Here is a 12,912-nt window from a genome sequence, read left to right on the forward strand (position 1 = left end):
CGGTGCCGCCGCGTGCATTACGGGCATCATCGTTCCGCACCGGAAGTTTTTTGCCCGCACAGTTTCTATACTGGATTGCCCCGCTGCAACACCACCGGGCGGTAACCCTTCTCATGAACGTACCAGGAGCCTGACCATGGCGATTCGACTAGGCGAGACGGCACCCGATTTCACGGCCGACACCACCGAAGGCAAGATCCACTTCCATGAGTGGATTGGCGACAGCTGGGCCATCCTGTTCTCGCACCCCAAGGACTTCACGCCGGTCTGCACGACCGAACTCGGCTACATGGCCAAGCTGAAGCCCGAGTTCGACAAGCGCAATACCAAGATCATCGGCCTGTCGATCGACCCGGTGGAGGATCACGTACGCTGGGCCAGCGATATCGAGGAAACGCAGCACTGCAAGATCAACTATCCGATGATCGGTGACGCCGACCTGCATGTGGCCAAGCTGTACGACATGATCCATCCGGAAGCGAGCGGCGGCGGCCCGCGGACCGCCGTGGACAACGCCACCATTCGCGCGGTGTTCCTGATCGGGCCCGACAAGAAGGTCAAGGCGAGCTTTCTCTACCCGATGAGTTCGGGCCGCAACTTCGACGAGATCCTGCGCCTGCTCGATTCGCTGCAGCTCAATGCCAGGCATACGGTCGCGACGCCGGTCAACTGGAAACCCGGCGATGACGTGATCATCCCGACTTCGGTGTCCGACGAGGATGCAAGGAAGAAATATCCCCAGGGCTTCACCACACACAAGCCCTATCTGCGCACCGTGGCGCAACCGAAGTAGCGTGAAGGTAAGGCGGGGCCCGGGCGCCGATGCAAACGCGCGGCGCCGGGCGTGACGGCGGGCCTCCCGGAGGTGTCAGAACTATCCACAGGCTTGGTGGATATCCCCCCTCTTGACAACCCTGCAAGCCGCGCCAGCATTGGAAGGAGCTGGCGTGCCTAATTTACGTGCAACAACAGTGGGGCGCGGAATGCTTGCACGCCATGCGATTTTGTGCACGCGCGGCGCACGACCATCAGCGCAACGTTGTATGGCGGGAGTGACGTCCGCTTCGATACCGGTGTCACGCCCCGCCTGGTCATCAGGGATGCCGCGCCAGCACGCCGCGGATGGTATCGGCGAGATCCTTGGCCAGGAACTTCGACACATAGGCATCGGCCCCGACCTTGCGCACGTGCTCCTCGCTTGCCTCGCCCGACAGCGACGAGTGGATGACCACCGGCAGCGACTTCAGGCGCGCATCCGCCTTGATCTTGCGCGTGAGGGTAAAGCCGTCCATCTCCGGCATCTCGAGGTCGGTCAACACCAGCGCGATCTCGTCGCGGATGGTCTTGCCGCGGCCGGCCGCGCCTTCCGCGATGCTACCGAGCATGTCCCAGGCCTCCTGGCCGGTCTTGGTCATGACCACCTCGACCCCCATGGCCTTGAGACCGTTCTCGATCAGGCCGCGCGCGAGTGCCGAGTCATCGGCCGCGAGCACCTTGGTCCCCGGGCGCAGCGTCAGCTGCGGACCGACCGTGGCCGGGTCCACGTCGGGCTGACGCGTCGGCAGGACATCGCGCAGAATCTGCTCGACGTCGAGCACCTGCACCAGTCGCGGATTTTCGCCGCCGACGTCGAGCTTGGCGATGCTGGTGACCAGCCCGCCCTTGACGCTGGTCTCGGCCGAAACCACCTGGCTCCAGTCCAGGCGTACGATTTCCTCCACCGCCTCCACCGCAAACCCTTGCGTCGAGCGCGCGTACTCGGTCACCAGCATGATGTTGAGGCCGGTGCCTGGCTTGCAGGCCAGCAGGCGCGGCAGGTCGATCACGGGGATCACCTGGCCGCGGATATCCGCCATGCCGAGAATCGACGGCTCCGCGCCCACCACGGTGGTCACGGTCGGCATGACGAGAATTTCGCGCACCTTGAATACGTTGATACCGAACAGTTCCGACTGTCCGCTCGCGTCCGCGTCGCCCAGCCGGAACAGCAACAACTCGAACTGGTTGTTGTTGGTGAGGTTGGTGCGCTCGTCGATGTCCCTCATCGCGCTGGTCATGCTGTGCTCCGCTACCTGGCTGTTGATTGATATATGTACAAGGACTGCCATGCGTCTAACGGCGCCGGCGGTCAAAAATTTAGTCGCGCTCCAGCGGGACCGCGGCGGCGTTGCGCACTGTCCACGCGCATGCGCCCGCGGCCAGCAGCGCCACCGTGACGGCAACCAGCACGCCGTTGCGCATGGTGGTCTGCACACGGGCGTAGGTGGCCTCGGTACGCGCAAAGTCTTCCGACGCCTGGATCAGCGTGCGCGTGCGGGCGAGCTGGTGCGCGGCCTCGCCGGCGTCGATGGCGCGGTGCGCGCGCGCCAGGCTCTGTTCCGCCTCGCGCAGCGCGCGGGCGGCGGCCTCGCGGCTCACCTGCGTCGCCATCTGGACCTGGCTCGCATCGCGCAGGGCCACCAGCCCGGCCACGCCGGCGGCAAGCGACAGCACGCACAGCAGCGCGAGCATGGCGATCAGCCGGGCGGGCGTGGTCTGCATGGCGCAGGCGGAGTACACGGAACCGGCGGGGAGTTTGGGCAGTGTCGGCATAACGTCGGAGGGGCGCCGCATTGTCGGGCCCTGATCTGATATCGGTGTGACAGCGCGCGGATTGAGGACCGGCGTGGTACGCCGCCGACACATCGGGGGGCGACCAAGGGAAATCCCTGAGCACGCGGACCGCGCCCGGACCGCGGTTATTCCGGCGACGGCATACCCCGCATGTGGCCACGGTGATGAAGCGGACGCATGACTTCACTAGCCTTGAGCCTCGCCGGATCCTGCCCGTCAGAGGCCCTGGACCGGCAAGCCGGCAGCGCCGGCCACCGCCGAGGACAGACACGCCCCACCCTTGCCCCGATGCGCCGGGCGCATCGTCCTTGCACCAAGAACCGAGTGAGACAGAGCCGAGGCGAAGCCGCGCCCACCAGAGAAGCGGCTCCCGCGGCGCCCCTGCAAGGAGGCAGACATCATGATCGACCAGCCCTATCCGTCGCCGGTGGCGGACCTCGAGCGCGCGCGCCCGACACCGCCCAGCCGCATCGACCATTACTTCCAGATATCGGCGCGCGGCAGTACCCGGCGGCGCGAGGTGGTGGCCGGCATCACCACCTTCATGGCCATGGTCTACGCGGTCTTCGTCGTGCCGGGCATGCTCGGCAAGGCCGGCTTCGACACCAGCGCGGTCTTCGTCGCGGTCTGCCTGACCACGGCCTTCGGCTCGCTGCTGATGGGACTGTGGGCGCGCCTGCCGATTGCCATCGGCTGCGCCATCTCGCTGACCGCGTTCATGGCGTTCGGCCTGGTGCTGGGCCAGCACCTGACACCGGCCGTGGCGCTCGGTGCGGTGTTCCTGATGGGGATCGTCTTTACCGCCATCTCGGTCACGGGCGTGCGCGCCTGGATCCTGCGCAACCTGCCGGCGGGCGTCGCGCATGGCACGGGTATCGGCATCGGCCTGTTCCTGCTGCTGATCGCTTCGAACGAGGTCGGGCTGGTGGTACGCAATCCGGGCGCGGGGCTGCCGGTTACGCTCGGGCGTATCACCGCGTTTCCGGTCGTGATGTCGGTGCTCGGCCTGGCGGCCATCTTCGGGCTCGAACGGCGCCGCGTGCCGGGCGGCATCCTGCTGGTGATCGTCGCCATCTCGGCGCTGGGGCTGCTGTTCGATCCCGCCGTCAGATTCACCGGCGTGTTTGCGCTGCCGTCGCTGTCATCGCCGGGCCATGCCTCGCTGATCGGCGCGATGGACCTGCGCGGTGCGCTCTCGGCCGCCGTGCTGCCGAGCGTGCTGGCCCTCGTGATGACCGCCGTGTTCGATGCCACCGGGACGATTCGCGCGGTAGCCGGGCAGGCCGGCCAGCTCGACGAACAGGGCCGCATCCACAACGGCGGGCGCGCCCTTACCGCGGACTCGGTGAGCTCGATCTTCTCCGCCATCTTCGGGGGTGCGCCGGCTGCCGCGTATATCGAGTCGACGGTCGGGGTGGCCGCCGGCGCGCGCACCGGTCTGGCCGCCGTCACGGTGGGCCTGCTGTTCCTGGCGGTCATGTTCTTCTCGCCGCTGGCTGCGCTGGTGCCCCCCTACGCGACCGCGCCCGCGCTGATGTACGTTGGCCTGCTGATGCTGTCGAGTGTCAGCCGCCTGCATATGGACGACCTCGTCGACGCCATGGCCGGGCTGGTTTGCGCCGTCTTTATCGTCCTGACCTGCAATATCGTCACCGGCATCATGCTGGGCTTTTGCACGCTCGTCATCGGCCGCATTGTCTCGGGCGAATGGCGCCGTCTCAATGTCGGCACCGTGGCCATCGCCGTGGCACTGGCCGTGTTCTATGCCGGAGGCTGGGCCATCTGAATAAAGCTGGCACCCATGTATTGATGCAATCAGACCGGGCAGGACGATCGAAGTCCTGCCCTGGCATGTCTCCCTTCTTTACACTGCCCGGCCGGCTCTGACGCCTTTCTTGTTCCGTCGCTGGCCGCGCACCTCCCGCACCGGGACGGATTTCTCCAATCCGCAGTTAAGCCGCGCTTAATATTTTCGATACATGTGGCCGCGAGGATTTGACTGCGTGGTTGCGGCACATGGCTATTTTTTGGGCGGCATGCCATCCATGTGCACCAATTCCCAGATATGTCCATCCAGGTCCTGGAAGCCATGTCCATACATGAAGCCGAAGTCCTGCGGCTCCTTGTAAGTATTACCGCCGGCAGCGAGCGCGCCCTGGACCAGCGCATCCACTTTGGCGCGTGATTCGACCGACAGGCATATCAGCACCTCGGTAAAGCGGCGCGCATCGCAGATTTCATTGGGCGTAAAGGTGCGAAAACGGTCCTCTGCCAGCAACATGACAAAAATATCATCGCTGACAATCATGCAAGTTGCGCTGTCATCTGTGAATTGAGGATTGAAACGAAATCCGAGGTGCGTAAAGAAAGCGATCGACTTATCGAGATCGCGAACCGGGAGATTCACAAAAATCTGGGTAGTCATGCAGGCTCCTTTTCGATAGGATTCCGGACGGTGGCGTTGCAGGTCGAATGCCAGCCGTCCGCGTCCTGCCCGAAACAATGCAGAAATTTCGGGTGGACTGCGGAAATTGCGATGTGCGCGGCGATGTCTGCGGCGATGTCCGCGGATTAGCCGACAACGCGACAACAAGGCGACAACAAGGCGAAACAAGTCAGTCAACCAGCGCGCGTCGCAATGCGTTTAAATCGTGCATTTCCAGTATTTCTTTGTAAGATTATTCCATGCTGGCATGCATCGATTTCTTGTAACATGCAGTCAAACTCTGAACGGGGATCCAAAATGCCGACCTACAAGCAACTACTGGCCGAAAAAGAAGCACTGGAAGCCAAGCTCAGCGAAGTCCGCGCCAATGAAGTGGCCGGCGTAATCGACCAGATTCGCCAACTGATGGCGGACTACGATCTGACCATCGAGGATATCGCGCCCAAGCGCCGTCGTGGCCGCCCTGCGGGCACCGGTACCAGTGGCGCGCGCAAGACTTCGGCGCTGCCGGCCAAGTATCTGGACCCGAAAACCGGCAAGACCTGGTCGGGCCGTGGCCGTGCGCCGGCATGGCTGGGCAAGCGTCCCGAGCGATTCCTGATCGAGCAGCCGGCGTAAATGCATCGTCCGACTGCGCATCATTCGACTGCGCAGTCAAAGGCTTGCAAATAGCAGGCCTGCGCGCCGCCGCCGGCATTGCGCTTGCGGCCGGCGCACGATTTGATCTGGACTGGCCTATCTGACTGACGATCTCATTGTTCCGATTGGATTGGCGTGATCCAATTGGACTGGTCCGGTTCGCGTTCCGGTTCGAGTTCCGATCCCCCCAGCTTCCGATTCTCCAGCTTCCGATTCCCCGGCTTCCGATTTATCCGATTTGCCATTCCTATTGCGCGTCGCACACGTATTCGCGGCGCAAGGCACGGAATCCCTGCTGCGTCGGTTCCTGCACCAGGGTGGCACCCCCCGCTTCGCTGCCGCCTCTTTCTGCCCCCACCGCACGCGGCGCCGCCCGCAACACCTGGGCCGAACACTGGCTCGCGGTGTCGTCACGCACATACCGGATTTCATACTGACCGCCCGCCTGCGGCACGAAGGACACGCCGGCCGCACACCGGACTTCGGGCAATGGTGGCGCCGCGGTCGACGAAACCGCGACGTAGATGCGCCGCCCGGCCTCAATGCGGCGCTCGCGCGTGCGCGATGGCGGCTCCGGCGAGGCCCCGGCCATGCCGAGCCCCGGTTCACGCCCCATCGCCGCCAGCTGCTTGCCGGTGCCGGCCAGCACCGCCGGCCGGCGCGGCGTGGGGCAGCCGGCGCGGTCGGCGATGGTGAAAATGGTGTTGTCGTCGGTGGTGGTCAGCAGCCGCACGGTGGCGGCGGGCGCTCCGCTCGGTACCCGGTATTGCGGCAGGCAGCCCGCCAGCCCGCAGCACATCGCCAGGGCTGATAGCACCGTCATGGCCCGCCTGAGCGGTCGCCCGAGTGGTCGCCCGAGTGGTCGCCCGAGTGGTCGCCCGAGTGGTCGCCTGAGTCGTTGCCTGAGTCGTTGCCTGAGTGGCCTGGTAATTGCCTTCGTGCATAGCGTCGTCGCGGGCCGGATGGCGTGCTGGCGGAACATGGTCACGAAGCCCTCGGCGGACAGTGGCGGAAGCCCGAGCATACCCGCTCGCGCCCGCGCGCGGCAGTGCGGAAGGTGGTCCGGCCCACGTCGGCCGGCCTCGGGACAACCCTGTCACAGATATCCACAGGTTCTGTGGATATCCTCGCCCTGCCTCCCTTCCCGGGCCCATCTGTGCGTTACCGCACTGGACTGCTCAAGTTTTAAGCAATTTGCGATGACCAAGCCTCGCCGAGAGGCGATCGGCCAGCTCGCGGACGCGCGGTCCGACCCGGGCGGCGGTGGGGGCATCGATTTCGTGACTGAGATAGCTCACCGCAATGGCGCCCACCGCATGCGGCCCGCTGGCATCGAACACCGGGGCGCCGAAACAGGTCATGCCCTCGCGCATCTGGCCGTCGTCGGTGGAATAGCCCAGCGCGCGCACGGTGTCCAGTTCGATGCCGAGTGCCTCGGGGTTGGGCACGCTGTTGCGTGTGAGCGGGTCGGGCCAACGGTCCACCAGCAGCGCGCGCACGCTCTCCGGCGGCAAGGTGCTCAGCATTGCCTTGCCGGTGGCGGTATAGGGCGCGGGCAACCGCATGCCGATGCGGAAGGTCACGCCGAGCGGCCGGTCGCCGTTGTGGCAGGCCAGGTACACCACCTCGGTATCGTCGAGCATCGACAGCGTGACCGTGGCATCGTCGAACGCGTGCGTGGTGGCCCAGAGCGCGCGGAATTCCTCGGTGATCTGCGTCTGCGCCAGAAAGGCATTGGCCCAGACCATGACGTGCGGGCCCAGCGCCATGGCCCCGCCGGGCAGGCGCTTGACGAGGTGCAGATGCACGAGCGTCTCGCACAGGCCATGCAACGAGCTCTTGGGCGCGCCGGTGACGCGGGCCAGCTCGGCCAGCGAAAGCGGCGCGCTGGCGGCGGCAATGGCGTCGAGCACGTGCACGGCGCGAACCACCGCGGGGGCCGTCACCTTCGGGCCTGAGGGCGGCAGCGCCCCAGCGTTACCGGTGTCGGCGGGCGCCGGGGCTGGGCGGGACGGGCGGGAGTCCTGGGAGGCGGATCTTGGCATGGTGGGCGGGATTGTACGGGGGGCGACTCCCCACGCTGGTTCGTTTGTTATAAACTCGTCGACAGTTTGTTCAATACACAGAATAGCATTCAACCTATTGAACGCAACAAGAAATGACAAGGCAAGAAAGACAAAGAAAGCAACGACGCAACCAAGCAACCAACCAACCAAGCGACCAACCAACCAAGCAACCAAGCAACCAAGCAACCAAGCAACCAAGCAACCAAGCAACCAAGCAACCAAGCAACCAAGCAACCAAGCAACCAAGCAACCAAGCAACGTACAAAGTAATAACGCAACAAACAACGCCCCGCCGAATCCACCCCTGCCCGATTTTTTCCAAGGAATTGTCGCCATGCAACTCAAAGATGCCTCGCTCCTGAAACAGCAAGTCTTTATCGACGGCCAGTGGGTCGGCGCCGACTCCGGCGCGACCATCACGGTGACCGACCCCGCGACCGGCGAAGTCCTGGCCAAGGTGCCCGATGTGGGCGCGGCGGAAACCGGGCGCGCCATCGCCGCCGCGGAAAAGGCGCAGAAGGCCTGGGCGGCCCGCACGGGCAAGGAGCGCGCCGCCATTCTGCGTCGGTGGTTCGACCTGATGGTGGCCAACACCGACGACCTCGCCTACCTGATGACGCGCGAACAGGGCAAGCCGCTGGCCGAGGCACGCGGCGAGATTGCCTATGCCGCCAGCTTTATCGAATGGTTCGCCGAGGAAGCCAAGCGCGTCGACGGCGAGGTGCTGGCCTCGCCCGCCGCGGACAAGCGCATCGTCACGCTGCGCCAGCCGGTGGGCGTGTGCGCCGCTATCACGCCATGGAACTTCCCGGCCGCGATGATCACGCGCAAGGTCGCGCCGGCACTGGCCGCCGGTTGCGCGATCGTGATCAAGCCTTCCGAGCTGACGCCGCTGTCCGCCTTTGCCCTCGCCGAACTGGCAACGCGCGCGGGCATTCCCGCCGGCGTGCTGCAGGTGCTGACCGGCGATGCCAAGGCGATCGGCGGCGCGCTCACCGCCAGCCCCATCGTGCGCAAGCTGTCGTTCACGGGCTCGACGGAAGTCGGCCGTATCCTGATGGCCCAATCCGCGCCCACGCTCAAGCGCCTCTCGCTCGAACTCGGCGGCAATGCCCCCTTCATCGTGTTTGACGATGCCGATGTCGACGCGGCCGTCGAGGGCGCCATCGCGGCCAAGTACCGCAACGGCGGCCAGACCTGCGTGTGCGCCAACCGCTTCTATATCCAGGACGGCGTCTACGAGGCGTTTGCCGAAAAGTTTGCGGCCCGCGCGCAGGGTCTCCGCGTCGGCAACGGTCTGGAGGACGGCGTGGCGATCGGGCCGCTGATCGAGCCCAAGGCGCTCGACAAGGTCAGCACGCTGGTGGCGGATGCCAGGTCGAAGGGCGCACAGGTCGTGACCGGCGGTGCCGCGCATACGCTCGGCGGCACGTTCTATACGCCGACCGTGATCACCGGCGCGACCGCCGACATGCGCATGGCGCGTGAGGAAATCTTCGGGCCCGTGGCACCGCTGTTCCGCTTCCACGACGACGAGGAAGCGATTGCCGCGGCCAACGCCACCGAATACGGCCTGGCCGCTTACCTGTACACGCGCGATATCGCCCGCGCCTGGAAAACCTCCGAAGCGCTCGAATACGGCATGGTCGGCCTCAACACGGGCCTGATCTCGAACGAGGTGGCGCCGTTCGGCGGCATCAAGCAGTCGGGGTTCGGCCGCGAAGGCTCGCGCCACGGCATCGAGGAATACCTCGAGATCAAGTACCTGTGCCTGCAGATGTAAGGCAATGGGGCGCCGTGGTGCGCCATGGGGCGCGATGGGGTGCCAGGCGGCGCCACGGCGTGACATCGAGGCCATGAGGCGAAGGCTGAGCTGAAACCGACGCCAGGCGCGGCGGCGGTGCATACTGTGCAGCGTCGCCGCGCCGGCTTTGCTCACATGCCGCCGCGCCCCGCATCGAATCCCCCAAGGGGACGGCAAACAAATACATGACATCGGAGACAACATGAACGCGTTCCGCTTCCAGACGGTGCCGAGCCTCGTCGTCGAATTCGGCGCCGCGCGCCGGCTCGGTGCCCTGCTGCGCGAGTCGTGGCCCACGGCCCGTCGCCTCGTGGTGGTGACCGACGGCTTTCTCGCCGGCAGCGGCCTGCTGGCGCCGGCGCTCGAAGATCTTGCCCGGCATGGCTGGGACGTCACGGTGATCGACGACGTGGTGGCCGATCCGCCGGAGCACGTCGTACTGGAAGCCACCGAACGTGCGCGTGCGGCACGGGCCGAAGCCGTGCTCGGCCTGGGCGGCGGGTCCTCGATGGACGTCGCCAAGCTGATCGCGGTGCTGCTGCCGGCCACGCAGCCGCTCAAGGACATGTACGGCGTACGCAAGGTCACCGGCACGCGCCTGCCGCTGGCGCAGATGCCGACCACCGCCGGCACCGGCTCCGAAGTCACGGCGGTCTCGATCGTCACCACGGGCGAGACCACCAAGATGGGCGTGGTGGCCCCGCAGCTGTTTGCCGACCTCGCCATTCTCGATGCCGAGCTGACGCTTGGCCTGCCGCGCGCGGCCACGGCCGCCACCGGCATCGACGCCATGGTTCACGCGATCGAAGCCTATACCAGTGCACACCTGAAGAACCCGCTGGCGGACATGCTGGCCGTGCGCGCACTCGACCTGCTGTCGCGCAACTTGATGCTTGCCTGCGATAACGGCAACGATCGCGAGGCGCGCGAGAACATGCTGCTCGGCGCGATGCTGGCCGGCCAGGCGTTTGCCAACTCGCCGGTTGCCGCCGTGCATGCGCTGGCCTATCCGATCGGCGGCATCTTCCATGTGCCGCACGGCCTGTCGAACGCGCTGGTGCTGCCGCATGTGATGAAGTTCAACGCACCGGTGGCGCACCGGCTCTATGCCGAACTCGCGGATGTGGTGGTGCCTGGCACCACCGGCAGTTGCGAGACCAAGTGCGCGGCACTGATCCGCCATCTCGAGGGCCTGATCGCCGCCACCGGCATTCCGCGCACGCTGCGCGAGGTCGGCGTGGCGCAGGACGATCTGACACGGCTGGCCAGCGACGCCATGTTGCAGACGCGCCTGCTGGTCAACAATCCGCGCGAGGTCACCGAGCGCGACGCCTTCGAGATCTACAGCGCGGCATTCTGAACCCACCGGGGCCGCAGGCGCGGCCCCCGGCGGTTCGGAACGCCGCGCATGCGTCGTCCAATTCCTACAGCGATATCAGTCCGGCCCCGCCTCTGCCTGGCATTCCCCTGTTCTACCCTGAAAGTGCAATGGCGATGTCACGCCATCCACGAGAACAAAGGAGCAATTCATGGGAATCGGCACCATTCTTCTGATCATCCTGATTCTGCTGCTGATCGGCGCGCTACCGGCGTGGCCGTATAGCTCGGGTTGGGGTTACTGGCCGAGCGGCGGACTGGGACTCATCGTCGTGATCGTCGTGCTGCTGGTGGTACTGGGACGCATATAGCCAAGGAGATCCTCATGCCTGCAAAGTCGAAAGCCCAGCAGATGGCCGCCGGCGCGGCGCTGTCCGCCAAGCGTGGCGACAAGAAGGCCGGCGCACTCAAGGGCGCGTCGCGCTCGATGTACAAGTCCATGAGCGAGAAGGAACTGCACGACATGGCGCACACCACGCAGAAGGGCAAACCGCAGCACAAGTCCAAGCGTTGAGCGCCCTCCCGCACGGCACGGTGGTACGTCGTGCGGGTTGATGCCCCGTGGCCCCGTCGCCGCGTTGCGCACGCGGCTGCGCGGGGCGCTTTGCATGCCAGGGCCCGCCTGCAGGGGCCTACTGATGCGGCCACACCGGTGCAGCCCACCGGTGCAGCCCACTAAGCGGCCCCCACAACGGCCCCCATTAAAACAGCGCCCATTAAGCGGCCCTCATTAAGCGGCCCTCATTAAGCGCCCCTCATTAAGCGGCCCCTTCGCAAGGTCCGATATACCCCGGCAGCTTGCGCGCCTTGCGGCTGCGCGCGAGGCTGATCGATAGCGCCAGCGCGCGCGCGAATCCCGCCACGCTGTGCATATCCTCGGCCACGTGCCGGTGGAGGAAGCGGGTCCAGGTGAAATCGCCGTAGGCATTGCCGGGCTTGCGATAGGCCCCGGCGTCGCGCGTAAAGGCCGCGAGGCTGCGATAAGGGTCGTCGCGCATGCCCATCAGGGTCGGAGGCAACTGCGCGACATCGCCCTTCTTGCCGTGCTCGTCGTAGACGTTCACGTGCCCGAGCGCGGCCATGCGCTGCCAGAAGCTGTCAGGGTCGAGATCGCTCAGATCGGCGTCGACGCTGACCGGCGCACGGTGCCAGCCAAGCTCCAGCCAGGCGCGCGCCCAGTGATGGTGGTCGCTGATATAGAGCGCGCCTCCCGGACCGCGAATGGTGCGGATGCGATGTTCGCGCAGGAACTTGCGCAGCTCGCCGCGCGACCCGCCCGGCGATGCCGCGGACGGATCGGGGCCCGCCTCGTCGCGTCCGCCCTGGCGCGCGCCACCGAGCTTGCGCCGCGTGACATCCATCTTGTGCTGGACCTGGTAGAAGCCGAGCGTCAGCTGCGTGGGACGCAGCGTCGCCAGGTCCGCCATCCGATGGCGCGCCATCGCCGGCCTCAGCTGTGGCTTGCGACCTGGCGATCGACAAAATGCTCAAGCTCGCTGCCAGGGTCTTCGTTACCGGTGCTCTCCACCGCCACCGCCTCCTGCGCCACCGGCCCGGCATGGGGCGGGCGCTCGGCGCCCGCCGCATTGCCCTGCCCATGCTGCGACTCGGGATGCCCGGCGTGAGCGCCGCCAGATGCGGGCGCGGGCCAGCATTCCCCCGCCCGGCGCCTCCATCAGCGACGGCTTCGACCCCGCATCGAAATCGATCCACTGGCCGCCCTCCCATTTGCCGCTGGCGCTTTCCAGGTCGGCGGCGCCGCCCTCCTGCAGGACGTCCGCCGCTTCGTCGCGGCGATCGCCCTTGGCCCGCGCCGCAAGCAATACGCCGCTGCCGCGCGGGCCGTCGCCGGCCAGCGACATGATCGAGACGTCCCAGACCGAGAATCCACGCGCGTACAGCTTGCGCGCGACTTCCTCGGCGTCCGCGACGGATGCAAAGCGTCCAGCTACGATCGATGACATGAT

At 66.1% G+C, this 12,912-nt stretch carries 14 protein-coding genes; 7 read left to right on the forward strand and 7 right to left on the reverse strand.

Annotation, left to right across the window (positions count from 1 at the left end):
• Nucleotides 1–136: 136 nt before the first annotated feature.
• Nucleotides 137–793, forward strand: a complete 657-nt coding sequence (locus tag DFLDMN_RS27550) for a peroxiredoxin (RefSeq protein ID WP_423198916.1) — start codon at nucleotides 137–139, stop codon at nucleotides 791–793.
• A 301-nt stretch (nucleotides 794–1,094) separates the two neighbouring features.
• On the opposite strand, the gene DFLDMN_RS27555 is transcribed toward DFLDMN_RS27550, so the two are convergent.
• Both DFLDMN_RS27555 and DFLDMN_RS27560 read right to left on the reverse strand, forming a co-directional pair.
• The gene (locus tag DFLDMN_RS27555; RefSeq protein ID WP_423198917.1) at nucleotides 1,095–2,057 is read right to left on the reverse strand and encodes a chemotaxis protein; all 963 of its coding nucleotides are present in this window, start codon (nucleotides 2,055–2,057) and stop codon (nucleotides 1,095–1,097) included.
• 79 nt (nucleotides 2,058–2,136) lie between these two features.
• Nucleotides 2,137–2,541, reverse strand: coding sequence for a Tar ligand binding domain-containing protein (locus DFLDMN_RS27560; protein WP_423198918.1), 405 nt, complete (start codon nucleotides 2,539–2,541; stop codon nucleotides 2,137–2,139).
• 472 nt (nucleotides 2,542–3,013) lie between these two features.
• Between DFLDMN_RS27560 and DFLDMN_RS27565 the strand changes: the two genes are divergently transcribed.
• Nucleotides 3,014–4,399, forward strand: a complete 1,386-nt coding sequence (locus DFLDMN_RS27565; RefSeq protein WP_423198919.1) for an NCS2 family permease — start codon at nucleotides 3,014–3,016, stop codon at nucleotides 4,397–4,399.
• A gap of 234 nt (nucleotides 4,400–4,633) precedes the next feature.
• Here DFLDMN_RS27565 and DFLDMN_RS27570 read toward each other — a convergent pair whose 3' ends face one another.
• On the reverse strand, nucleotides 4,634–5,038 hold the full coding sequence (locus DFLDMN_RS27570; RefSeq protein ID WP_423198920.1) for a VOC family protein: 405 nt from the start codon (nucleotides 5,036–5,038) through the stop codon (nucleotides 4,634–4,636).
• 318 nt (nucleotides 5,039–5,356) lie between these two features.
• Between DFLDMN_RS27570 and DFLDMN_RS27575 the strand changes: the two genes are divergently transcribed.
• Complete coding sequence (locus tag DFLDMN_RS27575) at nucleotides 5,357–5,677, forward strand: H-NS histone family protein (protein ID WP_423198921.1); 321 nt, start codon at nucleotides 5,357–5,359, stop codon at nucleotides 5,675–5,677.
• Between the two features lie 268 nt (nucleotides 5,678–5,945).
• On the opposite strand, the gene DFLDMN_RS27580 is transcribed toward DFLDMN_RS27575, so the two are convergent.
• Nucleotides 5,946–6,521 carry a hypothetical protein gene (locus tag DFLDMN_RS27580; RefSeq protein WP_423198922.1) on the reverse strand — a complete coding sequence of 192 codons (576 nt, stop codon included), beginning with the start codon at nucleotides 6,519–6,521 and terminating at the stop codon, nucleotides 5,946–5,948.
• 355 nt (nucleotides 6,522–6,876) lie between these two features.
• Nucleotides 6,877–7,644: an IclR family transcriptional regulator gene (locus DFLDMN_RS27585; protein ID WP_423198923.1), complete on the reverse strand. Its 768-nt coding sequence runs from the start codon at nucleotides 7,642–7,644 to the stop codon at nucleotides 6,877–6,879.
• A gap of 454 nt (nucleotides 7,645–8,098) precedes the next feature.
• Between DFLDMN_RS27585 and DFLDMN_RS27590 the strand changes: the two genes are divergently transcribed.
• The 4 genes from DFLDMN_RS27590 to DFLDMN_RS27605 all read left to right on the forward strand — a co-directional run bounded on the left by DFLDMN_RS27590 (nucleotide 8,099) and on the right by DFLDMN_RS27605 (nucleotide 11,459).
• Complete coding sequence (locus tag DFLDMN_RS27590; protein ID WP_423198924.1) at nucleotides 8,099–9,547, forward strand: NAD-dependent succinate-semialdehyde dehydrogenase; 1,449 nt, start codon at nucleotides 8,099–8,101, stop codon at nucleotides 9,545–9,547.
• Between the two features lie 223 nt (nucleotides 9,548–9,770).
• Entirely contained in the window at nucleotides 9,771–10,928 is a 1,158-nt protein-coding gene (locus tag DFLDMN_RS27595; protein WP_423198925.1) for an iron-containing alcohol dehydrogenase, read from the forward strand.
• A gap of 169 nt (nucleotides 10,929–11,097) precedes the next feature.
• A complete protein-coding gene (locus DFLDMN_RS27600; RefSeq protein WP_423198926.1) occupies nucleotides 11,098–11,256 on the forward strand; it encodes a DUF3309 family protein in 159 nt (52 codons plus the stop codon).
• A gap of 14 nt (nucleotides 11,257–11,270) precedes the next feature.
• Entirely contained in the window at nucleotides 11,271–11,459 is a 189-nt protein-coding gene (locus tag DFLDMN_RS27605) for a DUF3008 family protein (RefSeq protein WP_423198927.1), read from the forward strand.
• Between the two features lie 244 nt (nucleotides 11,460–11,703).
• Here the strand turns inward: DFLDMN_RS27605 and DFLDMN_RS27610 are convergent, their stop codons facing one another.
• Together DFLDMN_RS27610 and DFLDMN_RS27615 are read right to left on the reverse strand one after the other, a co-directional pair.
• Nucleotides 11,704–12,387 (reverse strand): ParB-like protein, encoded by a 684-nt coding sequence (locus tag DFLDMN_RS27610; protein ID WP_423198928.1) that lies wholly within the window; start codon nucleotides 12,385–12,387, stop codon nucleotides 11,704–11,706.
• 69 nt (nucleotides 12,388–12,456) lie between these two features.
• The gene (locus DFLDMN_RS27615; protein ID WP_423198929.1) at nucleotides 12,457–12,909 is read right to left on the reverse strand and encodes a hypothetical protein; all 453 of its coding nucleotides are present in this window, start codon (nucleotides 12,907–12,909) and stop codon (nucleotides 12,457–12,459) included.
• Nucleotides 12,910–12,912: the final 3 nt, after the last annotated feature.

The sequence above is a fragment of the Cupriavidus sp. H19C3 genome (assembly GCF_049393815.1).
Lineage (GTDB): Bacteria > Pseudomonadota > Gammaproteobacteria > Burkholderiales > Burkholderiaceae > Cupriavidus.

Coding starts and splice junctions, on each gene's coding strand:
- DFLDMN_RS27550 (WP_423198916.1), top strand. CDS start 137: ATGGCGATTCGACTAGGCGAGACGGCACCCGATTTCACGGCCGACACC.
- DFLDMN_RS27555 (WP_423198917.1), bottom strand. CDS start 2,057: ATGACCAGCGCGATGAGGGACATCGACGAGCGCACCAACCTCACCAAC.
- DFLDMN_RS27560 (WP_423198918.1), bottom strand. CDS start 2,541: ATGCAGACCACGCCCGCCCGGCTGATCGCCATGCTCGCGCTGCTGTGC.
- DFLDMN_RS27565 (WP_423198919.1), top strand. CDS start 3,014: ATGATCGACCAGCCCTATCCGTCGCCGGTGGCGGACCTCGAGCGCGCG.
- DFLDMN_RS27570 (WP_423198920.1), bottom strand. CDS start 5,038: ATGACTACCCAGATTTTTGTGAATCTCCCGGTTCGCGATCTCGATAAG.
- DFLDMN_RS27575 (WP_423198921.1), top strand. CDS start 5,357: ATGCCGACCTACAAGCAACTACTGGCCGAAAAAGAAGCACTGGAAGCC.
- DFLDMN_RS27580 (WP_423198922.1), bottom strand. CDS start 6,521: ATGACGGTGCTATCAGCCCTGGCGATGTGCTGCGGGCTGGCGGGCTGC.
- DFLDMN_RS27590 (WP_423198924.1), top strand. CDS start 8,099: ATGCAACTCAAAGATGCCTCGCTCCTGAAACAGCAAGTCTTTATCGAC.
- DFLDMN_RS27595 (WP_423198925.1), top strand. CDS start 9,771: ATGAACGCGTTCCGCTTCCAGACGGTGCCGAGCCTCGTCGTCGAATTC.
- DFLDMN_RS27600 (WP_423198926.1), top strand. CDS start 11,098: ATGGGAATCGGCACCATTCTTCTGATCATCCTGATTCTGCTGCTGATC.
- DFLDMN_RS27605 (WP_423198927.1), top strand. CDS start 11,271: ATGCCTGCAAAGTCGAAAGCCCAGCAGATGGCCGCCGGCGCGGCGCTG.
- DFLDMN_RS27610 (WP_423198928.1), bottom strand. CDS start 12,387: ATGGCGCGCCATCGGATGGCGGACCTGGCGACGCTGCGTCCCACGCAG.
- DFLDMN_RS27615 (WP_423198929.1), bottom strand. CDS start 12,909: ATGTCATCGATCGTAGCTGGACGCTTTGCATCCGTCGCGGACGCCGAG.